This window comes from Ruegeria sp. ABV4_181, from assembly GCF_056158465.1.
Map to the genome: position 1 here is coordinate 3,055,104 of NZ_JBSWTI010000002.1, position 24,274 is coordinate 3,079,377.

25 protein-coding genes are annotated in these 24,274 nt (G+C 60.1%); 6 read left to right on the forward strand and 19 right to left on the reverse strand.

The window, feature by feature from the left end; translation table 11 throughout:
- Positions 1 to 30: 30 nt before the first annotated feature.
- Both ACXAC3_RS15175 and ACXAC3_RS15180 read right to left on the reverse strand, forming a co-directional pair.
- Positions 31 to 453, reverse strand: coding sequence for a DUF6314 family protein (locus tag ACXAC3_RS15175; RefSeq protein ID WP_475161830.1), 423 nt, complete (start codon positions 451 to 453; stop codon positions 31 to 33).
- Positions 450 to 782 (reverse strand): hypothetical protein, encoded by a 333-nt coding sequence (locus ACXAC3_RS15180; protein ID WP_475161832.1) that lies wholly within the window; start codon positions 780 to 782, stop codon positions 450 to 452. Before ACXAC3_RS15180 ends, ACXAC3_RS15175 begins: the two co-directional genes overlap by 4 nt.
- Positions 783 to 871: 89 nt before the next feature.
- Between ACXAC3_RS15180 and purB the strand changes: the two genes are divergently transcribed.
- From purB to ACXAC3_RS15200, 4 genes are all read left to right on the forward strand, one after another.
- Positions 872 to 2,176, forward strand: coding sequence for an adenylosuccinate lyase (gene purB, locus ACXAC3_RS15185; RefSeq protein ID WP_475161834.1), 1,305 nt, complete (start codon positions 872 to 874; stop codon positions 2,174 to 2,176).
- Positions 2,177 to 2,554: 378 nt separating this feature from the next.
- Positions 2,555 to 3,097: a tetratricopeptide repeat protein gene (locus ACXAC3_RS15190; protein ID WP_475161837.1), complete on the forward strand. Its 543-nt coding sequence runs from the start codon at positions 2,555 to 2,557 to the stop codon at positions 3,095 to 3,097.
- A gap of 68 nt (positions 3,098 to 3,165) precedes the next feature.
- Positions 3,166 to 4,257 (forward strand): flagellar motor switch protein FliG, encoded by a 1,092-nt coding sequence (locus ACXAC3_RS15195; RefSeq protein ID WP_475161840.1) that lies wholly within the window; start codon positions 3,166 to 3,168, stop codon positions 4,255 to 4,257.
- 115 nt (positions 4,258 to 4,372) lie between these two features.
- Entirely contained in the window at positions 4,373 to 5,296 is a 924-nt protein-coding gene (locus tag ACXAC3_RS15200) for a lysophospholipid acyltransferase family protein (protein WP_475161843.1), read from the forward strand.
- On the opposite strand, the gene ACXAC3_RS15205 is transcribed toward ACXAC3_RS15200, so the two are convergent.
- Positions 5,297 to 5,998 carry a DUF1223 domain-containing protein gene (locus tag ACXAC3_RS15205; RefSeq protein WP_475161847.1) on the reverse strand — a complete coding sequence of 234 codons (702 nt, stop codon included), beginning with the start codon at positions 5,996 to 5,998 and terminating at the stop codon, positions 5,297 to 5,299.
- Positions 5,999 to 6,226: 228 nt separating this feature from the next.
- On the opposite strand from ACXAC3_RS15205, the gene acnA reads away from it, so the two are divergent.
- Positions 6,227 to 8,917 carry an aconitate hydratase AcnA gene (gene acnA / locus ACXAC3_RS15210; protein ID WP_475161852.1) on the forward strand — a complete coding sequence of 897 codons (2,691 nt, stop codon included), beginning with the start codon at positions 6,227 to 6,229 and terminating at the stop codon, positions 8,915 to 8,917.
- Positions 8,918 to 9,181: 264 nt separating this feature from the next.
- Here the strand turns inward: acnA and ACXAC3_RS15215 are convergent, their stop codons facing one another.
- The 11 genes from ACXAC3_RS15215 to yajC form a co-directional block, all read right to left on the reverse strand.
- Positions 9,182 to 9,835, reverse strand: coding sequence for a hypothetical protein (locus ACXAC3_RS15215; RefSeq protein ID WP_475161856.1), 654 nt, complete (start codon positions 9,833 to 9,835; stop codon positions 9,182 to 9,184).
- A 24-nt stretch (positions 9,836 to 9,859) separates the two neighbouring features.
- Positions 9,860 to 10,399: a DsbE family thiol:disulfide interchange protein gene (locus tag ACXAC3_RS15220; RefSeq protein ID WP_475161860.1), complete on the reverse strand. Its 540-nt coding sequence runs from the start codon at positions 10,397 to 10,399 to the stop codon at positions 9,860 to 9,862.
- Complete coding sequence (gene ccmD, locus ACXAC3_RS15225; protein WP_475161861.1) at positions 10,392 to 10,550, reverse strand: heme exporter protein CcmD; 159 nt, start codon at positions 10,548 to 10,550, stop codon at positions 10,392 to 10,394. Before ccmD ends, ACXAC3_RS15220 begins: the two co-directional genes overlap by 8 nt.
- A complete protein-coding gene (locus tag ACXAC3_RS15230) occupies positions 10,547 to 11,320 on the reverse strand; it encodes a heme ABC transporter permease (RefSeq protein WP_475161864.1) in 774 nt (257 codons plus the stop codon). The genes ccmD and ACXAC3_RS15230 overlap by 4 nt, the downstream gene beginning before the upstream one ends.
- Positions 11,321 to 11,381: 61 nt before the next feature.
- Complete coding sequence (gene ccmB / locus ACXAC3_RS15235; protein WP_475161867.1) at positions 11,382 to 12,038, reverse strand: heme exporter protein CcmB; 657 nt, start codon at positions 12,036 to 12,038, stop codon at positions 11,382 to 11,384.
- On the reverse strand, positions 12,035 to 12,649 hold the full coding sequence (ccmA, locus tag ACXAC3_RS15240) for a heme ABC exporter ATP-binding protein CcmA (RefSeq protein WP_475161869.1): 615 nt from the start codon (positions 12,647 to 12,649) through the stop codon (positions 12,035 to 12,037). The genes ccmB and ccmA overlap by 4 nt, the downstream gene beginning before the upstream one ends.
- Positions 12,650 to 12,795: 146 nt before the next feature.
- The gene (locus ACXAC3_RS15245) at positions 12,796 to 13,149 is read right to left on the reverse strand and encodes an Mth938-like domain-containing protein (RefSeq protein WP_475161871.1); all 354 of its coding nucleotides are present in this window, start codon (positions 13,147 to 13,149) and stop codon (positions 12,796 to 12,798) included.
- 9 nt (positions 13,150 to 13,158) lie between these two features.
- The gene (locus ACXAC3_RS15250) at positions 13,159 to 13,905 is read right to left on the reverse strand and encodes a TSUP family transporter (RefSeq protein WP_475161873.1); all 747 of its coding nucleotides are present in this window, start codon (positions 13,903 to 13,905) and stop codon (positions 13,159 to 13,161) included.
- Positions 13,898 to 14,866 (reverse strand): protein translocase subunit SecF, encoded by a 969-nt coding sequence (secF, locus tag ACXAC3_RS15255; protein WP_475161878.1) that lies wholly within the window; start codon positions 14,864 to 14,866, stop codon positions 13,898 to 13,900. The genes ACXAC3_RS15250 and secF overlap by 8 nt, the downstream gene beginning before the upstream one ends.
- Before the next feature lies 1 nt (position 14,867).
- Entirely contained in the window at positions 14,868 to 16,529 is a 1,662-nt protein-coding gene (secD, locus tag ACXAC3_RS15260; protein ID WP_475161883.1) for a protein translocase subunit SecD, read from the reverse strand.
- A 33-nt stretch (positions 16,530 to 16,562) separates the two neighbouring features.
- Positions 16,563 to 16,850 carry a preprotein translocase subunit YajC gene (yajC, locus tag ACXAC3_RS15265; RefSeq protein WP_475161885.1) on the reverse strand — a complete coding sequence of 96 codons (288 nt, stop codon included), beginning with the start codon at positions 16,848 to 16,850 and terminating at the stop codon, positions 16,563 to 16,565.
- Positions 16,851 to 17,495: 645 nt separating this feature from the next.
- Here yajC and serS point away from each other — a divergent pair.
- Positions 17,496 to 18,788 (forward strand): serine--tRNA ligase, encoded by a 1,293-nt coding sequence (serS, locus tag ACXAC3_RS15270; protein WP_475161887.1) that lies wholly within the window; start codon positions 17,496 to 17,498, stop codon positions 18,786 to 18,788.
- A 60-nt stretch (positions 18,789 to 18,848) separates the two neighbouring features.
- Here the strand turns inward: serS and ACXAC3_RS15275 are convergent, their stop codons facing one another.
- The 5 genes from ACXAC3_RS15275 to ACXAC3_RS15295 form a co-directional block, all read right to left on the reverse strand.
- Complete coding sequence (locus ACXAC3_RS15275) at positions 18,849 to 19,412, reverse strand: helix-hairpin-helix domain-containing protein (protein ID WP_475161889.1); 564 nt, start codon at positions 19,410 to 19,412, stop codon at positions 18,849 to 18,851.
- A gap of 84 nt (positions 19,413 to 19,496) precedes the next feature.
- A complete protein-coding gene (locus ACXAC3_RS15280; RefSeq protein ID WP_475161893.1) occupies positions 19,497 to 20,483 on the reverse strand; it encodes a fatty acid desaturase in 987 nt (328 codons plus the stop codon).
- A 164-nt stretch (positions 20,484 to 20,647) separates the two neighbouring features.
- Positions 20,648 to 22,111, reverse strand: a complete 1,464-nt coding sequence (gene der, locus ACXAC3_RS15285; RefSeq protein ID WP_475161895.1) for a ribosome biogenesis GTPase Der — start codon at positions 22,109 to 22,111, stop codon at positions 20,648 to 20,650.
- Positions 22,112 to 22,159: 48 nt separating this feature from the next.
- Positions 22,160 to 23,482 carry a PQQ-like beta-propeller repeat protein gene (locus tag ACXAC3_RS15290; RefSeq protein ID WP_475161899.1) on the reverse strand — a complete coding sequence of 441 codons (1,323 nt, stop codon included), beginning with the start codon at positions 23,480 to 23,482 and terminating at the stop codon, positions 22,160 to 22,162.
- Between the two features lie 39 nt (positions 23,483 to 23,521).
- Positions 23,522 to 24,193 carry a hypothetical protein gene (locus ACXAC3_RS15295; protein WP_475161903.1) on the reverse strand — a complete coding sequence of 224 codons (672 nt, stop codon included), beginning with the start codon at positions 24,191 to 24,193 and terminating at the stop codon, positions 23,522 to 23,524.
- Positions 24,194 to 24,274 lie beyond the last annotated feature (81 nt).

Here is a 24,274-nt window from a genome sequence, read left to right on the forward strand (position 1 = left end):
TGTCAGGGCCTTCGCTGCAAGATGATTACGCTATCGCAAGGTGTATTCCGTGTCCATTTCATAGGATTTTCTGGGCCCCGCCACCGTCCACCGGACATTCCAGCGCGGCCAGCCGGTGAAATCATAAAGGGCATCGTAGCTGTCCGGGGGGCAATCGTGGTGATCCGCCGCATGGGGCGAACCCAGCTTCAGCGAATGAAAGTAGCGCCCGTCATCGAAGCTGACCGCAACCGCACCGCCCGTATCGCGCCACAGATATCTGCGCGTACCCTTCATTTCAGGCTGGCCCGGGATGCGCAGCGTGACCTCTTCGTCATAGATCAACCCGCCGTCAGCACGGTAGAATTGGGCCACGCCGTCGGCCTGCACGACCTGACCAGTCCGCGCGTCGCGGATGGTGCGGGTCAGGGTCCAGTGACCTTCAAAATCGGAAAGACTTTGAGGGAGGTTCATTCAGAATAGGTTCCATCGGTGAACCCCCCGTTGTCATCGACAAAGCGGATCACGTCGCCCTTTTGGTGAACATCGTAGCAGGCCCATAAATCCGATGGTGGCCAAATTGAGCAATACCGGTCTTCTCGCACCGCCCAGCGACCGGTGCTTGGCCGTCCCGAGAAATAATGCGTCGACATGGAACTGTCGAAGGTCTGCCAGATACCGTCGCCGTAACCCAGTTTCTTGCCGGTCAGGGCAACCAGGATCTCGTCGCCGGACAACTGGCGGAACCCGTCCGCAAGCAAAAGTCCGGGCCAAAGGATCAAAATCAGGGCAAACCGTCTCATCCCAGCACTCGCGCCTTGTTCCCTTGTACGGGTGGGTTTAAACCCCGCCGCATCGCCTCATGCCAAAACACAAAAAGGTGCTGTTGCCAATGATTCCACGTTATTCACGCCCCGATATGGTCGCCATATGGTCGCCCGAGACCAAGTTCCGCATCTGGTACGAGATCGAGGCGCATGCCTGCGACGCCATGGCCGATATGGGCGTGATCCCGCGCGAAAACGCAGAGGCTGTGTGGAAGGCCAAAGACGTGGAATTCGATGTGGCCCGCATTGATGAGATTGAGGCCGTCACCAAGCACGATGTTATCGCCTTTCTCACTCATCTGGCTGAGCATGTCGGCAGCGATGAGGCGCGTTTCGTACATCAGGGCATGACCAGTTCCGACGTGCTGGATACCTGTTTCAACGTGCAACTGACCCGCGCCGCCGATATCCTGATCGCCGATCTCGAAGGTCTGCTGGCCGCCCTGAAGCGTCGCGCTTTTGAGCACAAGGAAACGGTTCGTATTGGCCGCAGCCACGGTATCCATGCCGAGCCGACGACAATGGGCCTGACCTTTGCGCGTTTCTACGCCGAAATGGACCGCAACCTGTCCCGCATGCGCGACGCCCGCGCGGAAATTGCCACCGGTGCGATCAGTGGCGCGGTCGGCACCTTTGCCAATATCGACCCGCGTGTCGAAGAACATGTTTGCGACCAACTGGGTCTGGTGCCCGAGCCGATCAGCACGCAGGTCATTCCGCGCGACCGTCACGCGGCTTTCTTTGCCACGCTGGGCGTCATCGCCAGCAGCATCGAAAACATCGCCATCGAAATCCGCCACATGCAGCGGACCGAGGTTTTGGAGGCCGAAGAGTTCTTCTCGAAAGGCCAAAAAGGCTCTTCCGCGATGCCGCACAAGCGCAACCCGGTGCTGACTGAGAACCTGACCGGTCTCGCCCGCCTGGTGCGCATGGCCGTGGTTCCGGCGATGGAGAATGTGGCGCTGTGGCACGAGCGTGATATCTCGCACTCGTCAGTCGAGCGCAACATCGGCCCTGACGCCACCGTCACGCTGGATTTTGCCCTGTCGCGCCTGACCAGCGTCATCGACAAGCTGGTTGTCTATCCTGAAAACATGCTGGCCAACATGAACAAGTTCCGCGGTCTGGTTATGAGCCAGCGCGTACTGCTGGCCCTGACCCAGGCCGGCGTCAGCCGCGAAGACGCGTATCGCCTGGTGCAGCGCAATGCGATGAAGGTCTGGGAGGAAGGCAAAGACTTTAAAACTGAACTGCTGGGCGACGCCGAGGTGACCGCTGCGCTGAGCGCGGAAGAGATCGAGGAAAAGTTCGACCTCGGCTACCACACAAAACACGTCGATACGATTTTCGCCCGCGTGTTCGGCGAATAATCCCAGTTCGATCAAGTGGTTCAGAGGGCCCGGTTCGCATGACGCGTTCCGGGCCCTGTTCTTTTGCCAGATGACGCAAAATCGGCTATGCTGCGCATGTTGTCCGAACGGGAGAGACACGATGATCCGCACCTTTACTTGCGCTCTTGCGCTTAGCTGTTCAGCCTCGGTTGCACTGGCCTGCAGCGGGCATTCCAAACAAACCCAATCCTGCGCACCCGGGAGCTATTGGGACACGGCCAGCCAAACCTGCGCCAAAATCGTGAACAGCTGAGAAATAGTTTTCCTACTTGTGAATAAAAGCGAGCCGACGGTTGTTAGCTTTTTATCAGATCGCGCTATGCTTGATCAGAGCAGCCCAGAGAACGGAGTAGGAAAATGCGCCTTGTATTAGTTTCAGCTATTGCCCTTCAGGCTTTTGTCTTCGCACCTGTTGCATTTGCCGCAGGCGGCGGTGGCAGCACCGCCCCCAAGCCAACGAATACAACCAAGAAATGCCTGTTCGGGCGCGTGTATGACAAGGATGCCGGGCGTTGCGTCAAACCGAACAAGACCAATTTCACCGAAGATCAGCTGTATGATGCCGTGCGCGAACTGGCCTATGACGGGCAGTACGAAAACGCTCAGGACATTCTGCGCATCATGGATCAGCGGGATGACCGCGTTCTGACCTACTGGGGCTTCACCTACCGTAAGATGGGCGAACTGGAACTGGCGAATGTTTTCTACAACAACGCCATCGAGGCAAATCCGGATAACATTCTGGCCCGCAGCTATATGGGTCAGGGTTTTGTGGCCGAAGGAAAAACCGATCTGGCGATCGAGCAGTGGCGCGAAATCAAGGCGCGTGGCGGTGAAGGCACCTGGGCCGAGGCATCCCTGCGCGAAGCCATCCGCACCGGCCTGACCTACAGCTACTAGGCTTCAACCTTTCTTTACCTGATTCTTCGTAACCTGCCTGTGGATCGAAATATTGGCACCGCAGGCAGATGCAGGACACACACTCTTTGGTACAGGTTGCACCGGGGGCGCCAGCTCCGGGTGCCGACAAAACAGACGACGCGCCCCGGGTCGTGCCGCGCACCCTCAGCAGCCGACAAAAAGCCGCCGTTGTCGTGCGCCTGTTGTTGAACGAAGGCGCGGATATCCCGCTGGAAGACCTTCCAGACGCCTTGCAGGAGAAACTGACCCATCAATTGGGTCAGATGGGTCTTGTAGACCGCATCACGCTGGATGCCGTCGCACAGGAATTTGCCGCGGCTTTGGACAGCGTCGGCCTGTCTTTCCCGCATGGTCTTGCAGGTGCGCTGGATGCCGTGAACGGCAAGATCGCACCGGCTACAGCGGCTCGCTTGCGCAAGGTGGCCGGCGTGCGTCAGATTGGTGATCCCTGGCTGCGCCTGCGTGAAATCCCGGCCGAGGACCTGGCCATAATGGCACAGGCCGAAAGCACCGAAGTCGCGGCAGTGATGTTGTCGAAACTGGAAACGGCGAAGGCCGCGCAATTGCTGGGGCATCTGCCCGGCCCGATCGCCCGAAGGATCACCTATGCCGTGTCGAAAACCGGTAACGTCACGCCTGAGGCGGTGGAACGCATAGGCTGGTCGCTGGCAGCGCAGCTGGATCAGCGCCCCTCGCAGGCCTTCTCGGATAACCCCGGCGCACGTGTGGGCGCAATCCTGAACCAGTCCGCCGCGTCGACCCGCGATGGCCTTTTGACGGCTCTGGACGAAGAGGATTCGGATTTCGCCAGTATCGTGCGCCAGTCGATCTTTACCTTCGCCCACGTTCCCGCGCGGATTTTGCCCCGCGACGTGCCCGTGCTGCTTCGCGGTGTGGATCAGGCTTATCTGGTCACCGCGCTGGCCGGAGCGTCGACGGAAGACGACAAAGCCACAGCTGAGTTTCTGCTGTCCAGCATGTCGTCCCGCATGGCCGAGAACCTGCGCGAAGAAATCGCAGAGCGCGGCAAGGTCAGGCAATCGGATGCCGAGGACGCGATGACGCAAATAGTCGGCGCCATTCGCGCGCTGGTCGACGACGGCACAATTTCCCTTGTCGAGGAAGACGGCGAAGAATGATGCTTGGGGGGGTGCCAGACCCTCTGCCAATCGCCGCGCATAGGAACGCTTGTGGTTGAAGGGCGCGCCTTGTATGTCTGGCCCGGCAAATCGCAACAGCCGGTGAGACTTACTTATGCCCGTCGAAAAGTCGGAACTAAGCCGCGTAGAGCTTGGAAAATACTATGTTACCGGCCTGTTTCTGAAAGGTGTTATCGGCGCGATGCGCCTGCTGCCATACGAACGGCGCGTCGGTGCCATGGGCGCCATCGTTCGCGGCCTCGCGCCCTTGGTGGGCTTCACCAAACGGGTGCGCAGCAACCTGAAACTCACCTGCCCGGATCTGCCCGACAGCGAAGTGCGCCGTATCTGCAAGGCGGTGCCCGACAATGCGGGCCGCGCCATCATGGAGCATTTCTCGCCCGAAGGGTTCACCGAACGTCAGCGCGGCGCCAAACTGTCCGGCCCCGGTGTTTCCGCCTTTGACGAGGCCGTGGCCGCCGGGCGCCCGGTGATGATGATCACCGCGCATTTCGGCCATTACCTGGCAGCGCGGATCGCTTTGCAGGCCCGCAGCGGTCAGCCGATTGGCTGCCTGTATCGGCGGATGGCCAATCCGTATTTCAACGACATGTATGTCGATGCCTTCTACAAAACCGGCGCGCCCATGTTCGAACAGGGCCGCCGTGGCATGGTTGAAATGGTCCGCGCGCTCAAGAAAGGCGGGATCATCGCCATCGTCTCGGACCTGCACGCCCATGGCGGCGAAGAGTTGATGTTCTTTGGCAAACCGGCCGTGACATCGGTTCTGAATGCGGAACTGGCAATGAAATACAACGCGGTCCTCATCCCCTGTTACGCGGTGCGCCAGCCCAATGGCATAGATTTCGAAATCGTTCTGCATGACTCGGTGCCGCATACCGACCCCAAAACCATGACGCAGTTCACCAATGACGATCTTGAGACGATGGTTCGTCAGCACATGGGCCAGTGGTTTTGGATTCACCGGCGCTGGAAAGCCTGGAACGGATTGGGCGTACAGCCCGAGGATATGCCCTGATCACTTGACCCTGGCGGCCGCGATGATCGGGCCATGCCCTGCCTTTTGCACCAATACGACGGCAGGTAGGTCCGACGTCAGTTCAGCCGCATACTGCTGCGCGTCTGCCCCGTTCCATTGCCCGGCAACCTGCCAGGATTCCACGACATTGGCATAGTCCAGCTCATGCCCCGCCAACTCTCCACGGCGGATTGAGGCATGGCGCATGGGCGAATACTGCACGACCCGGATGTCATAGGTTTCTCCGGCAGAAAGGGTGACAGGAGCCACCTCTACGGTCACGTCGTCGCCGGATCGGGTTGCGGTCACCGAAGCCTCGGGCGCGGCTTTCAGATGAGCGTTGATCAGACGGTCCAACTCACGCGATTGCGCGCCCACGACATCCTGCTGGCCGTTCACCACCATCTGCGGCGTGTAGATCATCGACCGTCCGCCCTGCCGCGCATAGGCGCGCTGGCGCAAGGTGTGATCGGGGTCGGCATATTCATCTTTCCAGCCGATGTAGTCCCAATAATCCACATGCAAGGCCAGACCGATGACATCGTCCCGCTTGGCCAGGTCATGCATGATACGGTCCGCGGGCGGGCAGGACGAACACCCCTGAGACGTAAACAGCTCCACAACGACCGGATCGTCTTCGGCCACCGCAGCGGTACATAGAAAAAGGGAAACAAGTGTGGTCGCTGCAACGGATCTGAACATATTGAATCTCGGGTATCGTCGGGTGCCTCACAGGTTTAGACGGAACGCGGTTCAACCTCCAATCAAGGTTTCTTGAGACGTCGGGCATCGCAAAATCGCAAAAATGTGTGCAATGGTATACAAAAAATGCCGCACCCCGCGTCTTGGACCTTGAACCGCGCGCCCCGGTGATGCAGATAGCCATCAGCGAATCCCAAAATCCACGTCATTTGAGAGGGAGGCCATTAGATGCCCATCAAAGTCGGACAGGATACCGCCAAGACACGCCGCAGCCTGAGCGTGAATGGTAAGTCCATCTCCTATTATTCGATCCCCGCCGCGCAAGAGGCCGGTCTGGGTGATTTCTCGAAACTGCCGGCGGCGCTGAAAGTGGTGCTGGAAAACATGCTGCGGTTCGAGGATGACGGTTTCTCGGTCTCGGTCGACGACATCAAGGCTTTCGCCGAATGGGGCGCAAGTGGCGGTAAAAACCCGCGCGAGATCGCTTATCGCCCGGCTCGCGTGCTGATGCAGGACTTTACCGGCGTGCCGGCTGTGGTCGATCTGGCCGCAATGCGCGATGGCATCAAGGGTCTGGGCGGCGACGCGCAGAAGATCAACCCGTTGAACCCGGTCGATCTGGTCATCGACCACTCGGTCATGATCGACGAGTTCGGCAACCCGCGCGCCTTCCAGATGAACGTGGACCGCGAGTATGAGCGCAACATGGAGCGCTACCAGTTCCTGAAATGGGGCCAGAACGCCTTCAACAACTTCCGCGTTGTGCCCCCCGGAACCGGCATCTGCCACCAGGTGAACCTGGAATATCTGGCCCAGACCGTCTGGACCGACACCGATCAGAACGGGGACGAGGTCGCTTATCCCGACACGCTGGTCGGCACCGACAGCCACACCACCATGGTCAACGGTATGGCCGTTCTGGGCTGGGGCGTCGGCGGGATCGAGGCCGAGGCCGCAATGCTGGGTCAGCCGATCTCGATGCTGATCCCCGAGGTTGTGGGCTTTGAACTGACCGGTGATCTGGTCGAAGGCACCACCGGCACCGACCTTGTTCTGAAGGTTGTCGAGATGCTGCGCGAAAAGGGCGTCGTCGGCAAATTCGTCGAATTCTACGGGAGCGGTCTGGACCGTCTGCCGCTGGCCGACCGCGCAACCATCGCCAATATGGCGCCCGAATATGGTGCGACCTGTGGCTTCTTCCCGATCGACAACGAAACCCTGCGCTATCTGCGCAACACCGGCCGCGACGAGGACCGCATCGCGCTGGTCGAAGCCTATGCCAAGGAAAACGGTTTCTGGCGTGGCGCGGACTATGCGCCGATTTACACCGACACCCTCGCGCTGGATATGGGCACCATCGTTCCCGCGATCTCGGGTCCGAAACGCCCGCAGGACTATGTTGCCCTGACCGACGCCAAGGCCGCTTTCACCAAGGAGATGGAAGAGACTTTCAAGCGCCCGATGGGCAAGGAAGTCGAGGTCAAAGGCGAAGATTACACCATGGAATCGGGCAAGGTCGTGATCGCCTCGATCACCTCCTGCACCAACACCTCGAACCCTTACGTGATGATTGGCGCGGGTCTGGTGGCGCGCAAAGCCGCCGCTCTGGGTCTGGATCGCAAGCCCTGGGTCAAAACCTCGCTGGCACCTGGTTCGCAGGTCGTCTCCGCCTATCTTGAGGCAGCGGGTCTGCAAGACGATCTGGACAAGATCGGCTTTAACCTCGTGGGCTACGGCTGCACGACCTGTATCGGCAACTCTGGTCCGATCCAGCAGGAAATTTCGGAAGCCATCGCCGAAGGCGATCTGGTTGCCACCTCGGTCCTGTCGGGCAACCGGAACTTCGAAGGCCGGATCAGCCCGGATGTGCGGGCCAACTATCTGGCCTCGCCGCCGCTGGTCGTGGTCTATGCGCTGGCCGGCACGCTGGACATCGACCTGACCTCGGAACCGATCGGTCAGGACAAGGACGGCAACGACGTCTTCATGAAAGACATCTGGCCCTCGGCGCAGGAGGTTGCGGAATTGGTCGAACAGACCGTGACCCGCGAAGCGTTCCAGTCGAAGTATGCCGACGTCTTCAAAGGTGACGAAAAGTGGCAGGGCGTCGATGTTCCGCAGCAGGAAACCTATGACTGGCCTGCGACATCGACCTATATCCAGAACCCGCCCTATTTCCAGGGCATGGGGGCTGAGCCGGGCACCATCTCGAACATCGACGGCGCCAAGGTTCTGCTGATCCTGGGTGACATGATCACCACCGACCACATCTCGCCCGCGGGGTCCTTCGCGACGACCACACCGGCCGGCAAGTATCTGACCGACCGTCAGGTTCAGCCGCGCGAGTTCAACTCGTACGGGTCCCGTCGCGGTAACCACGAGATCATGATGCGCGGCACCTTCGCCAATATCCGCGTCAAGAACGAGATGCTGGATGGCGTCGAGGGTGGATATACCAAGGGTCCCGATGGCCAGCAAACCTCGGTTTACGAGGCATCGATGGCCTATCAGGAACAGGGCACCCCGCTTGTGGTCTTTGGCGGCGAACAGTACGGCGCGGGTTCCTCGCGTGACTGGGCGGCCAAGGGTACCGCGCTGCTGGGCGTCAAGGCCGTAATCGCCGAGAGCTTTGAGCGTATCCACCGCTCGAACCTGGTTGGCATGGGCGTGATTCCGTTCGAATTCACCGGCGGCGACACGCGCAAGTCGCTGGGCCTGAAAGGTGACGAAACCGTCTCGATCCACGGTCTGGACTCGGTTGAGCCGCTGCAGGAAGTACCCTGCACTATCGTCTATGGTGACGGGACCGAGAAGACCATCACCCTGAAGTGCCGCATCGATACCGCACCCGAGATCGAATACATCGAAAACGGTGGCGTGCTGCAATATGTGCTGCGGAACCTGGCCAAAGCAGGCTGATGGCCGTTGAATGCTGAAAATCAAAGGCGTTCCGCCCCGGGGCGCCTTTTTTCGTGGTTTTGCCGGGTTGTCCCGCCCCTAGAACGGGGGCCATACAATTCTGGAAATCACTTTGAAATCTGCCACTTTTGGGCTATTTCTCATCTGAACCGAGTGCTGCCGGAAGGATCAAATGCAACATCTCTGCGGCCTTCCCGCCCGGACCGCTGCATTTACTTGAAAGTAAGGGGCGCGACGCCTATATTCGGGATGTATCAGAGGAGACTATGAATTATGACTTTTGGACCTGATCCGATCCAAGTTTGACGTTAAGGCTTTCATCCTGTGTGAAAGCTCATCCTCATTGCTTTGATGGTGCCCGAACATCTGTTTAGGGCGCCTTTTTAATTTTAAGTCCGTGAACCGTCCCTCCATCCGCCCAAGGATGCTGTAGCCAAAATTCTCGCAGGCTTCGCAGGTTTTGTACAAGTTGCGGATCGTGCCGACTTTGCCCGCGACCGAGATTTCCAGAAAGCTGGCGTTGTGCAGCCCCTCGATCTGTGACCTGACCTTTTCGAGCCCTCCGTAGAATTTCACGAAATCGGATATCAGATCATCTTCGAGAAAATGCAGTTCTTTGATGCGCGACTTGTACACTTCGGTGTGGCGCGCGTCGGTGACATGAGGGATATAACCCTTTTTTTGGAAGAGTTTTTCAAACAGGGTCAGTTCCGGCGCGTTGTCCAGAAACCGGGTCAGGTCTTCGGTGTTGAAATCCACCTCGGCGAACAATGCGCGCAACAATGCGTCACGGTCTTCCTGTCTTTGTCGGGTTTTGCGCCACAGTTCCCACATGCGGGTGCCGAACCACAGAAGGACGGTGACCGCCCCGAGGCGGGTAATCGTGACGACGTCGTTCAAAAACTCCGCGTTGTCCATCACTCTCCCAGTTGCCCAGCGGGCCTAATTGGCTTGCGCCTCTTCCAGTGCCGGGCGGATCGTCTTTTCGATCACGCGTTGGGTGACGGGCCCCGCAAAACGCAGGATAATCGTGCCTTCGCCATCAATCACATAGGTTTCCGGCACGCCATAGACACCCCAATCCAGCCCCATGCGCCCCTGTTCGTCGCGCCCGATACCGCTGTAGGGATCGCCCAGCTCGGCCAGAAAAGCCTCGGCATTGGATAGCTGGTCTTTGTAGTTGATGCCATAGACAGGGATGCCTTCATCCGACAGCGCCTGCAGGTTGGGATGTTCGACCCGGCATGGCGCGCACCAACTGGCCCAGTAGTTCACCAGCTTAACCTGCCCATCGCGCAGGGTGGCGTCGTCGAACCCAGGCTTTCCGGCAAAATATGTCAGTACGACCGGCGGCGCGGGCTGGCCTTCGCGGGCAGATGGCAGCGCATTCGGATCGTCGCGGAACATGCCGATCCCGGCCAGCACCGCAAACGCGCCAAAGATCAGTGGCGGCGCAATCATCAGGGGCGAGATTTTAGCCATTGCGCGTCATCCTTTGTTCGACCTTTTCCATTTCGGCCCGGACCTTGCGTCCGCGCAGGACGCTGAACACAATCAACAGTGCCAGCAGCACGATCGACGCCGCATAGGACCACAGGACCGTATCGGCATATTTTCCAAGATCCGGCATCATCCGTTTACCCTTTCCCGCGCCAGCAGCGCCTTGATCCGCCGTGCCCGGATTTCTGTCCCGGTGCGATACAGAACCAGTGCGATGAACAGAAGCACGAACCCGATGATGCACAGCAACAGCGGGTAGAAATAGATATTGCTGACCTTCTCTTCGGTATCTGTCCCGGTCACGGCCGCCGCGCGCATTACCGACGCGCCCTGATGCAAGCCCTGGTTCCAGAAATTCACCGCATAGCGGCTGAGGATCGCAAAGACCGATCCTACCAGACACAGGACCGCGGTCAGATCCGCCGCCGTGTCCGGGTCTTCAATGGCTTCCCACAGGGCGACATAGCCCAGATAGAACAGGAACAGGATCAGGAACGAGGTCAGGCGCGGGTCCCAGGCCCACCAGGTGCCCCACATCGGCTGCCCCCAGATCGCGCCGGTGGCCAGCGCGATCAGCGTCATCACGATGCCAACCGGCGCTGCGGCACGGGCAGCCAGCGCGCTGACATGGTGACGACGCACCAGCCAGACCAGCGAGGTTGCCAGCATCATCAGCCAGCAATTGATGGCCATCAGGGCAGCAGGTACGTGCAGATAGATGATCTTGACGGTCGAGCCCTGTTTGTAGTCATCCGGTGTGAAGAAGAACCCCCACACCAGCCCCACAACAATGCAGGCAGCCGAAGTGATCCAGAAAAACGGCATCACCCGTTCGCTGGTGGCAAGGAATTTGCGCGGGTTGGCGTATTCCCAAAGGGCGTTGGCTTTGGCTGCGATAGACATGGGCCTTATCTAGTCCGAGTCGGGTTCGTTCTCAATTGACATTGGTCAAAGTTTAACCCTGTCACCTTAGGTTGATGCGCAGCACGGCAGCGCTGGCAAAGGGCAGCAGGGCAATTGTCGCGGCGGTGATCCCCGCCAGCATCAGCAGCGGCGTCTGTGTTTCCATCCCCGTGGCACCGCGGCGCGCAACTTCGGCCCCGAAGATCAGCGTCGGAACATAGAGCGGCAGAACCAGCAGCGACAGCAGCAACCCGCCGCGCTTGAGACCCACGGTCAGAGCCGCTCCGAAGGTGCCGATGACGCTCATCGCCGGGGTGCCGATCAGCAGCGAGATGACCAGCCAGAGGAACCCCGGCACCGGCAGGTTCAGCAGCACGCCCAGAAACGGGGCGGCCAAAACCAGCGGCAGGCCGGTGGTCAGCCAATGGGCCAGTGCCTTGATCGTCACCACGGATTCCAGTGGCAAGGGTGCTGTGGCCAAAAGGTCCAGCGAGCCGTCCTCCCAATCCAGCGCCAGCAGACGGTCAAGCGACAGCAGGCAGGCCAGCAGCGCGCCCAGCCAGAGAACCCCGGGCGCTATGGTGGACAGAAGTGAGGATTGCGGCCCCACCGAAAACGGGACCAGAACCGTTACGATCAGGAAAAACGCCAGCCCAAGGCCAAAGCCGCCACCCGCGCGGAAGGCCAGTTTCAGGTCGCGCAGCAGCAGGGCGATCACAGGAACCCTCCGTCGAAATCGTCGATCGGTTTCGGTTTGGCCTTGTTTGGGCCGACATCCAGAACCTCGCCATCCAGGCCGAGGTCGATATGGGTGGCGATCAGGGCCGAGCCGCCCTGCCCCAGATGCGCGCGCACAGCGTCGGCGAACATCTGCACCGCGCTGCGGTCCAGCGACACGGTGGGCTCATCCAGCATCCAGATCGGTCGCCCCGTCACCAGCATCCGCGCCAGGCCCAGCCGCCGCTTCTGGCCCGCTGACAGATTGCCCGCGTGACGATCCGACAGTTCGTTCAGCGCAAATGCGTCCAGCGCCGCCTGGATAGCATGGGTTCCGAATACGGACGCCCAGAAACTCAGATTTTCAACCACCGTCAGAGTTGGTTTCAGCCCGTCGGAATGCGAGGCATAGGCAATCTGATCCTCGGCTCCTTCGATCCGCCCCGCCAGCGGCGGCTGCAACCCAGCCAGCGTTCGCAGCAGGGTCGTCTTGCCAATCCCGTTCGGACCGCGCAGAATCAGCGCCCTGCCCGGTTGCAGCGCAAAGCTCAGGCCTTCCAGCACGGGAACGCCGCCACGGGTGATGGCCAGATCGGTCACAGTCAGTGTCATGCGTTCCGCTTATCTCATTGCCGTCAGAGGCAAAAGGTGAGATTTGCCGCAGCCCGCCGGTCGGTGCGCCTGTGGGTGTCGCGGCTGCGAGGGGCCAGCCCCTCGCGCACCCCGAGGTATTTTTAGCCAGATGAAGCGGGATTCCTTTACACGGCGATCAGGGCCAGCGCGATACGGCGGCCTTCGGACAGCAGAACGTTATAGGTACGGCAGGCGGCCGGTGAATTCATGATCTCGACCCCTATTCCGGCGCTTTCCAAAGTCGCGCGCAGTTCGGGCGGGATATGGGACATTGCGGCACCGGTACCGATCAGCAGTACATCCACCGCCTCGGACAGCGCCAGCAGCGGTGCGTCGTCCGGGTATCCGCCCCAGTTTGATGTGCCGGTGGGGCCTGTCAGAACAGACCCTTCGTAGACATGTCCTCCGATCCGGAAAAAACCCGGACCATAGCCATCTACAGGCACGGCATTGTTATAGGTAATCTCGTTCAGGCGCATGGCGGTGTTCTAGCCCCAAAGCGGCAGGCCCGACAAGGCCGCAGCCGCAATCACCAGATAGGCGGCGGCGCGATAAAGCCGTTCGCGTTCGGGTCGGAACAGCCGGCCGCCAAGCCAGTTGCCCAGCAAATTGGGAACAGCCAGAACCAGACCTAACACCGCTGCAGTCCCGGACACCTGCCCCATGCCGGTCAGGTATCCCAAAATGAGAAAATCAAACACGAACAAAAACAACAGGATCGTGGCGCGGATCACTTCGACCGGCAGAGGGCGCGACATATAGAACAGGATCACCGCAGGCCCCGGCAGGCCGGCAACGCCGCCCAGAAAACCAGCGGCTGCGCCGATGCCGGTGACCATGCTTCGACCAACATGCCCGTGATACCGCAATCCAAGGATCAATATGACGAGCATGAAAATCGCCAGCGTGCTGACCGCATAGCGAAAGACCTCTGGCGCGACCCGTGTCAGCACCCACAGCCCCACCGGCAGCAACAGGGCGCATCCCGCGCCCAATCGCAACAGATCGCCGCGATCCACGTCGCGCCAGGCGCGTCGCAGATTCGGAAGCGGGCCGAAGATATCCATGATGGTCAGCCCGATCAGCGCCCCGAACGGGCCAAGATAAGGCGTTGCTATGGGCAGGAAAATCAACGCGGTTCCAAAACCGGAAAAACCGCGCACTACGCCACCGAGGAAAGCGGCAAACAGGATGATGGCCAGCCCCGTGGGGGACTGGCCAAAATAATCAGGCATCAATGTTGGCAAACTGGTTGCCCGCCGTGTTCGACGGCTTGGACCAGTCGCGCTTGACCCCCAGCCACAGCAGGATGGTCGACGCCACAAAGACAGAAGAATAGGTACCGACGACCACGCCCCAGATCATCGCGAACACGAAGCCGCGGATCACGTCCCCGCCCAGCACATAGAGCGAGATCAGCGCCAGCAGCGTCGTGACCGAGGTCATCACCGTCCGGCTGAGCGTCTCGTTGATCGAAATGTTCAGGACCTCTTTGAGGTCTTTCTTCTTGTACTTTCGCAGGTTCTCGCGGACCCGGTCAAAAACGACCACAGTGTCGTTCAGCGAATAGCCCACGATGGTCAGCAGCGCCGCGATAATTGCCAGGTCGAAGCGGATCTGCAGTTCCGAGAAGATCCCGATGGTCAGGATCACGTCATGCACCAGTGCGGCGACAGCCCCCAGCGCAAATTGCCATTCGAAGCGCAGCCAGATGTAGACAAGGACTGCACCGATGGCGAGGACCACGGCGATGACCGCTGTCTGGATCAATTCGCCCGAGACTTTGGGGCCAACGGATTCGACGGACACGAACTGGATATCCGGCGCGGCGACCTTCAAAGCTTCCTCAACTGCGGTAACCGTTGCCGCCGAGACAGCTTCGGCATCGGCCTGCGCCTGAATGCGGATCATGGCGACGTTTTCGTCCGGCCCGAAGGTCGGATCGAACACCTCGGTGATCGAAACGTCGCCCAGATCCAGCGGTGTGATCGCGTCGCGATAGGCGCCTACGTCGATCTCCTGCGCGCTTTGCGTGCGGATCGTGGTTCCGCCGCGGAAGTCGATGCCAAAGTTCAGGCCCTGCAGCATGAAGGATGTGAAGGCGATCACCATCATCAAGCCCGAAATGCCCAGCCAGATTTTCCAGCGGCTGAAGAAATCGAACGAGGTATTCTGCGGTACGAGTTTCAGTCTCATGTCAAACCTCGATCATTTTCGGACGGCGGCGCTCGAACCACATCACGATCATCAGGCGCGTCACGAAGATCGCAGTGAAGACCGAGGTGAGGATACCCAGACCCAGAGTGATGGCGAACCCGCGCACCGGTCCGCTGCCCATGGCAAACAGGATCGTCGCCGTGATGAAGGTGGTCACGTTCGCGTCCAGAATGGCCGACAGCGCCTTTTCATAGCCCAGCTCGATGGCCCGGGCCGGGCCTTTGGCGGATTTCAGTTCTTCGCGGATGCGTTCAAAGATCAGCACGTTCGCGTCCACCGCCATACCTACCGTCAGAACGATACCTGCAATCCCCGGCAGGGTCAGCGTGGCGCCGATCAGCGAGAGAATGCCGAACAACAGCCCCACGTTAATGATCAGCGCAATGTTGGCAAAAACCCCGAACAGGCCATAGCTGAGCGCCATGAAAACCAGCACGGCGACAAAGGCCACCACGGTTGCCACCTTGCCGGCGTCGATGCTGTCCTGCCCCAGTTCCGGTCCGATGGTACGCTCCTCCAGGAACTCCAGCCCCGCAGGCAGCGCGCCGGCACGCAGCAGAACGGCCAGATTTGTGCTCTCTTCCACCGTGAAGTTGCCGGTGATGATGCCGGAGCCGCCGGGTATGTGGCTTTGGATCACGGGGGCCGAGATCACTTCGTCATCCAGAACGATGGCGAAAGGTGCGCCAATGTTTTCAAGCGTATAATCGCCGAATTTACGTGCACCGGAGGTGTTGAACCGGAAGCTGACCGCAGGGCGGCCGTTCTGGTCGAACGAGGGCTGCGCATCCACCAGTTCCTCGCCGGTCACGACCGGGGCGGATTCGATGATGTAATACACGCCGTCTTCATCAATCGAAGGAACGACCTTTTCCCCGACACCCGGAATGGCATCCGGGTCTGTTCCGCGGCTCACGACAGGATTGAAAGTCAGCTGCGCCGTTGTGCCGATGATCCCCTTCAACTCTCCGGCGCTGCCGATGCCGGGCACCTGGATCAGAATGCGGTCCGCGCCCTGACGCTGAATGGTGGGTTCACGGGTACCCACTTCGTCAATCCGGCGGCGGATAATCTCAAGCGCCTGACGCACGGTGCGGTCGTCCGAGGCGAGTTTCTCGGCCTCTGACAGTTGCACGACGATGGTATCGCCTTCGGCGCGGGCCTCAATATCGGTGGCCCCCACTCCGGTCAGGGTCTGCACCTGACGGGCCAGACCGCGCACAACCTCCAGCGCGCGGGGCATCCCTTCGGGCTGGCTGATGCGCACGCGAATCTCATCCGGGGCCGAGTCCTGTTTGCGGATCGTGCCGACGGTTGCGCGTTCATCACGCAGCGCGTCGCGGATTTCCGGCCACATTGCCTCCATCCGGGCTTCATAGACATCTTCGACTTTTACCTCAGCCAGAAGATGCGCGCCGCCGCGCAGATCCAGACCCAGATTGACCAGAGAGGACGGCAGCCAGTTCGGCCACTGCGCCGCCGCGGCCTGCATTTCGGGGGTGTCGATGCCAAGCTCGATCGCAGCCTTGGCATCGTTGGATTGCTCGACGCGCGTATAGAACGCATTCGGCAGGGCCATCAGCAGGCCGATCACGCAGACCGACCAGATCAGAACCCGCTTCCAGGTATCAATTTGCAGCATTACCCTGCCTTTTCAAGGGATTGTCGCGCGAAGTTACTTCGCTGGTTCGGTCTTGTTCAGAACCTGCGCAATAGTCGATTTTACCACACGGACCTTGACGTTCTCGGCGAGTTCAACCTCGATCTCGTTTTCGCCATCCTTGACCTTCGACACCTTGCCGATCAATCCGCCCTGGGTGACAATCTGATCGCCCCGGCGCACGGCCTCGACCATGGCCTGATGCTCTTTCATCTTCTTCTGCTGCGGACGGATCAGCAGAAAATACATGATCGCGAAAATCAGGATCAGCGGGAGAAACTGGGCGATTGCGCCACCTTCCATGGGATATTCCTTTTGTTTTGGTATTGCGAATAGGCTCCGCAAATTTGGCGAGAACCTATTCTTTGGAATGCCTGTTTGCAAGGACAGGTGGCACAAGATGTCAATCTTTGAAACACGCGGCCACCTAAAGCAACAGGTTTGCTTTTTCCGGGACTTGGCAGGCGGGTAAAGTTACTCACCGGGAAGATGAGATTGCCTGGGTTTTGTTGACCGAGATGAGGAGCAATGACGCAATTTATCCAGACCTAAGGTTGAGACGATGATGATCGAAGCGGCCCCGCACAGCCGGGGGGGGCAAGACCAGGCCCGGGCCATTTGTTCTGTGGACCGCTCTGGCAGATTACACGATCACCTATCAGGTCAACGGGAATAAGACATGCGGCAGCATCATTCCCGGAATCCGTTCAGACTTGCATCGCTATATCCCGACCGAGTTCAACGAAAATTGCGTCCGGATCATGACACCCTCTACATAGCGGATCCGCCCGAGCCAGAGACTCCCGCGGAACATTGGGCTGGCCATCTGGCGCATGAATCCGGGGATCTGACGGATAACACGCCGCAAAATCCAATGCGGCGCTACACCCCGCCTGTCAGATGGTGCATAAGCGACCGCAGTGATTCACACATTCAAGGATCTGAACCATGCACGACATCCGCGCCATTCGCGAAAACCCAGCCGCCTTCGACGCCGCCATCGCGCGCCGTGGGGACGCGCCGGTGTCGTCAGATTTGCTGCGGCTGGACGAAAGTCGCCGGGCCAAGATTCTGGCCGCGGAAACGGCGCAGGCCGAACAGAACAAGGCATCCAAAGAGGTCGGTGCCGCCAAAGGGCGCGGCGACGAGGCCGAGTTCGAACGCCTGCGCGCGTTGGTGGCCGAGAAAAAGGCCGAAATCGCCCAGATGCAGACCGAGGCCAAGGATCTGGACGCGTTGCTGACTGATCAACTGATCCGCATCGCCAACCTGCCGGCCGAGGACGTGCCCGATGGGGCCGACGAAGACGACAATGTCGAGGTCAATCGCTGGGGTACACCGCGCGCGCTGGATTTCGCCCCCAGGGAGCATTTCGAGATCGAAGCCGTTCAGAACGGGATGGATTTCGAAACGGCGGCCAAACTGTCCGGCTCGCGCTTTGTGCTGCTGTCCGGCGGGGTAGCCCGCATTCATCGGGCCCTGGCACAATTCATGCTGGACACGCATATCAATGAAAACGGCCTGACCGAAGTGAACGCCCCGGTTCTGGTCCTGTCCGAAATGATGCAGGGCACCGGCCAACTGCCGAAATTCGGCGAAGACAGCTATCAGACCCGCGAGGGATGGTGGCTGATCCCGACGTCCGAGGTGTCGCTGACCAATATCGTGAACGACACGATGATCGAGGAAAGTTACCTACCCCGCCGTTACACCGCGCATTCCCTGTGTTTCCGATCCGAGGCCGGTAGCGCCGGTAAGGACACCCGCGGGATGTTGCGCCAGCACCAGTTCGAAAAGGTTGAGATGGTCTCGGTCACACATCCCGATAACTCGGATGAGGAACAAAAGCGTATGCTGCGCTGTGCCGAGGGCATACTGGAACAGTTGGGCATCCCCTATCGCACCGTGATCCTGTGCACCGGCGACATGGGCTTTGGCGCGCGCCGCACCTATGACATTGAGGCCTGGTTGCCGGGTCAGGACACCTATCGCGAAATCAGCTCTGTCTCGACCTGCGGCGACTTCCAGGCCCGGCGCATGAACGCCCGGTTCCGCCCCGAAGGAGGTGGCAAACCGGAATACGTGCACACCCTGAACGGGTCCGGGCTGGCTGTGGGGCGTTGCCTGATCGCGGTGCTGGAGAATGGTCAGAACGCAGACGGCACCGTCACATTGCCCGAAGTTCTGGCCCCGTATCTTGGCGGCAAACTGACCCTGCAACTGGACGGGACACTGGCCTAAGAAAAACCAGCGCACGCCAGGCGATGCGCCGGTTCCACAAGACCCAAAGGCGAAGAGGTATTACTTCTTCGTCTTTTTCTTGTCCTTCTTCTTGTCTTTCTTTTTGCCGTCTTTTTTCTTCTGGTCCTTTTTTTTGTCGTCCTTCTTGGACTTTTTGTCTTTCTTAGCCTTGGCTTTCACCTTGTCCTTGGCCTTGGAAAACGCGGCTTCCATCTCTTGCAGCTTTTTGGCGGCTTTTTCAGCTTTTGCCTTGGCTTTCGCTTTCTTGCGGGCCTTGGCTTCGGCCGCCTCGGCGGCTGCTTTTTCTTCGGCGGCTTTGCGGGCAGCCTCTTCTGCCCGCTTTTCGGCCGCGGCAGCAGCAACGGTTTTGCGCGCGGCCGGTCGGCGCGCTGGCTTGCGGGCAGTTGTGCGACGAGATGCGGGTTTTGCTGTCGCTGGCTTGGCCGCGATGGCTTCGTTAGCGGCGGCAATCAAAACCTGCGCGCGCGCCGTTCCAATCCGGGGGACTTTGACCAGGTCTGCGGGGGCCGCCTTGGCGATGGCTTCCGCGGTCTTGAAACCATTCGCGATCAGCGCCTGTCCCAGCGCTTCTCCCACACCCTTAACGTCGGTCACTGCGGTCATTACTCGTCCTTTCTGTGTCTCCCTGGCTTACGTATATACACAAGATATACACTACTGCAACCCGAAGCGCGCAGACTTATTGCGTCAGTTGCTGTGGGCCAGGTTACCGGTTTGATCTTTCTTGGGGAAAGGTACGAGGCGCTTTGCGTCCTCGTCCCAGAGTTTGAGGTTCAGCGCCGCAACCGCTTCGGGGAATTTGATCCGGCGCGGCGTGTATTCGGACGGCAGGTTATAGTGGCAGGTCCGCAGTCGGTAAGACGGTATGCGCGCATTGAAATGGTGGATGTCGTGCAGGGTGATGCAAGCCACCGCATTGTCGAACCACCACCCGAAGTCCAGAGCGGACGAGCCCTGCAGCGCCGCCAGTTTCGGATCCAGATCGGGGCGGCGGTCCCAATACGTGTCTTCAAAATTGTGCTGAAGGTAGACAAGGAAGACGCCAAGCATGCCGCCAAGCAGCGAGAAGACCAGCCAGACGAGAATGCCCGCGGCTCCGGCAATCAGATACAGCAGCCCCAGAAAGACCACGATGGACAGGTTGTGCAGCAGAACGCCCGTCACACCAAAACGAACCGTGTTCTTGGGCCAGCGGTATCGGATGAAATAGGTGAACAGCGCGCCGACCGGCACCAGAATGAACGGATTGCGGTACAGGCGATAAAACAGACGGGTTTTCCAGTCGGCTTCGTTCCATTCACGCAGGGTCATCGTATGGATTTCACCGGTTTCACGGTGTTCCAGATTGCCGATACCAGCGTGATGCAGGTTGTGGTTCTGCTTCATCACCTCGAAAGGCGCAAAGGTGAAGGGCGACAGCCCGTGACCCGCCCATTCGTTCTGGGCGCGTGTCTCAAACAGAGAATGATGTCCGCAATCATGTTGCAACACATAAAGGCGCACAGCGGAAAACGCGAACACGATTCCGGCGGGGACCATGATGTACCAGCGATCGACATAGACAATCGCCAAGGCCAGCGATGCGAAATACACCGCAAAGGTTCCGAAATAGCTGAGCGCGGCCAAGCTGTTGTCCTGTACCGCGTAGTGTCGAGTGTATTCCCTCAGATCCATCAAGTCCGCTCCCTACGATGGCCCGGTTCAATGTCGTTTCAAAAATAGGCGCGGACGGTCCGCGCACAAGGCTGCACGCGAGAACAGATGCGCGCCATAGAATGCTAGCGCGCAGTCAGAGGCCTGTCACGCCCCCCGGCTGAAAATGCTGAAAATTGGCGCAGTTACGCGCGACCCTTGAGATGTTTGGCCAACGCGCCCGCGTTTTTCTTACGCCGCCCCTTATAGGGGTTCTTGTCACCCTGCCCGCGCAAGGTCAGACGGATGGGCGTTCCGGGCATGTCGAAATCCTCGCGCAGACCGTTGACCAGATAGCGCGTATAGCTGTCCGGCATCTTGTCCGGGTGCGAACACATGACCACAAACCCCGGCGGGCGGGTCTTGGCCTGGGTCATATAGCGCAGCTTGATCCGGCGACCCTGCGGGGCTGGCGGCGGATGCTGCTCCAGCATGGCCGTCAGCCAGCGGTTCAGCGTTGCGGTGGGTACACGGCGGTTCCAAACGTCATGGGCGCGCAGGATCGCGGCCCGCAAACGCTCCAGCCCCCGTCCCGTCTTGGCCGAAACGGTGACCAGAGGCGCGCCGCGCAGTTGCGGCAGCAGGCGGTCGAACGACTCTTTCAGATCGCGCAGCTTTTCCTGTTTGTTCTCTTCCACGTCCCATTTGTTGACGGCAACGACGACGGCACGTCCTTCGCGCTCAGCCAGATCGGCGATGCGCAGGTCCTGTTGCTCGAACGGGATGGCGGCATCCAGCAGGACCACCACGACCTCGGCAAATTTGACCGCGCGCAGACCGTCCGAGACCGAAAGCTTTTCAAGCTTCTCCTGCACCTTGGCCTTTTTGCGCATCCCTGCGGTATCGAAAATGCGCATAGGCGTGCTGCCACCGTCCGGATCGGCCCAGTCGACCCGCAAACTGATCGCATCGCGGGTGATCCCGGCCTCGGGCCCCGTCAGCAGGCGGTCTTCGCCCATGATCTTATTGATCAGGGTGGACTTACCGGCATTCGGACGCCCCACAACAGCCACCTGCAACGGCTTGGCCGAAGTGATCAGCGGAGTTTCCCCCTCACCATCCTCATCCAGTTCGATGTCGGTTTCCGGCGCGTCGTCCTCGGCCTTTTCCTCGGCGGCATCGGCCAACGGCATCAGCTGCGCATATAGGTCGGTCATCCCTTCGCCATGCTCGCCGGACAGGCGGACCGGTTCGCCCAGACCCAGGTTATAGGCCTCAAGCACACCAGCATCCGCGGCGCTGCCCTCGGCCTTATTGGCGGCCAGGATCACATGCTTGGAGCGTTTCCGCAGAATCTCGGCAAACATCTCATCGGTCGGTGTCAGCCCCACGCGCGCATCGATCATAAACAGGCAGACATCGGCCATGTCCACCGCACGTTCGGTCAGGCGACGCATGCGGCCTTGCAGGCTGTCGTCGGTGGCATCCTCCAGCCCCGCCGTGTCGATCACTGTAAAGCGCAGATCACCCAGACGCCCTTCGCCTTCACGCAGGTCGCGTGTCACGCCGGGCTGGTCGTCGACCAGAGCCAGACGTTTGCCCACAAGGCGGTTGAAAAGGGTGGATTTGCCCACATTCGGGCGCCCCACGATGGCGAGGGTCAGCGACATGATACTCAACTTTCAAGACTTAGACGCGCCCTTTAGCGCATCTTGTCGTCAACGGAAAGCGTGCAGTTCGCCCTTGGTCGACACAACGTACAGCGTTTGCCCGGCCACAACGGGTGCCGTGGTCGCGCCGCCCGGCACTTCGACCGTGTGGACCAGCGTTCCGTCAACCGGATTGAAGAACCGCAGAAACCCGTCATTCGAGGCGATGACGATGCGCCCGCCCGCCAGAACCGGGCCGTAATGGGCATAGATCGGTCCGCGACGTCCGGGCTTGTCCTTGACAAAACCCGGAAGGTCCTGCGCCCAGACAACCGACCCGTCCGCGCTGTCCAGCCGCACCAGTTGACTGCGGTCACTGATCAGGAAGATGCCATTGCCCGCAGGCCAGACCGTATCGACCGCCCCTTCATCGGCGGTCCATTTCCGCTCGCCCGAGCCCGAGTTGAAGGCAACGGTGCGGCCAGAATGGTTGCCGATATAGATGGTGTCACCGACGACCATCGGTCCGCCGGTCACGTCCACGATCTGAGCGGCAGCGCGCCCGCGACGCCCGCCCGCGACCGAAGCGTTCCAGCGACGAATTCCGCCCCGGCGGAAGGTCGCGGCGATATCGCCCGAGCCGAAAGCAAAGACGGCCAGATCCGACGCGATGACAGGTGCCGGCGCACCCAGCACGTTTCCGACGCTTGGGGTTCCCTGAATTTGCCAGGCGATGCGGCCATCCTTGGTGTCAATGGCCCAGCCGGTTTCATCACCGGCCACCAGATACAACAGGCCGTCATTGACCAGTGGTGCGCCGCTGCCGGTGGCATTCAGGCGCTTTTGCCATTTGATCGCGCCGGTTTTCGCGTCCAGCGCCGTCAGCCGGCCAAACCCGGACGAGACGTAAAGAACCCCGTTGGAATAGGCCATGCCGCCGCCGGTGGCGTCTGAATCGCCGTCATTCGGGGGAATGAGGTTTTGGCTCCACGCGACCTGCCCCTGCGGTGAAACGGCAGAGACGGTTGCCCCGGAATCCAGTGTGTAGATCAGGCCACCGGCCACAACGGGTTCCGCCGTAATCCGCTGTTTGCGGGAATCGCCATTGCCGATCGAAGTGGACCAGACGCGTTGCGGTGTTGCGCGCAATGCCGCGTTGGTTGTCCGGTACGCGGCAGTTCCTGCGCTTTGCGGCCAGTTGGCATTTGCCTTTTGCGCCGGAAGGCTGATGGGCTTGGCACCACGGGTTTCCACGGTTTCCGTATCGGATGCAGGCCGGATGTCTTCGCGGGCACCGGGAAGGATGACTTCGGGTTCCTGGCAGGCGGCCAGCGCAACCAATGAAACAGCCGCAATCGACAATCCTGCGCGGGGGAAAAGACTTGTCACCATGTTACTCCGAACTCGCCTGTTATTGTTTCGGCCGCCGTGTCAGCCCTGCCGGGCCACCAGCGGTTCCGGTTCGCCGCCAAGCGCAACAATCAGTTGCGCCGCGCGCTGCTGAAGGTCTACGCCAATCTCTGCGTCCTGACGCAACGCCTGCAAACGTTCAATCGCGGCATCCACGTTTCCTTCCGACACATCGATCAATGCCAGTTGTTCCTCGGCCAGCAATCGCAGTGGCGCACCGGGCGCGGCCAGTGCCTCAAACTGCTGACGACGATCAGCGACCGGCAAAGTCTCCGTCTGCAGAAGCAGCGCCTTGAACGTGGCAATCGCGCGATAGATTTCCGGCAGATCGCCCTGAACTGAAATAGCGTTCAGGCTGTCCACCGCTTGCTGCCGCGACTCGGCCTCGACCTGCGAAGAAGACAGGAGCATGTTCAGAACCGCATCACCACCGGGCGTTGCCGCCTGAATTTCGGCAAGGCTGGTCGCACGCTCGGCCGAGTCGTTCTGTGCCAGGGCTGTCAGAATCGCATCGCCCAGATCCTCGGCCTGACTGGTGGCGCGCGCCTTGCGAATTTCATTGAACGCCGCTCCGCCAACGATCAGAATAACGGCTAGGACGCCAACCCAACCCCAACGGCGCAACAGCAGGAAAAGACGGTCGCGGCGGACCTCTTCGGTCACCTCATCAATAAAACTGTCGACGTCGCTCATCCCTGCTCCCCGGGCTGTGTCCCACTGTATAGCGCCATGTCATACCCCGGTGCCTTTGCCAAGCCAAGGGTCGGAATTCGC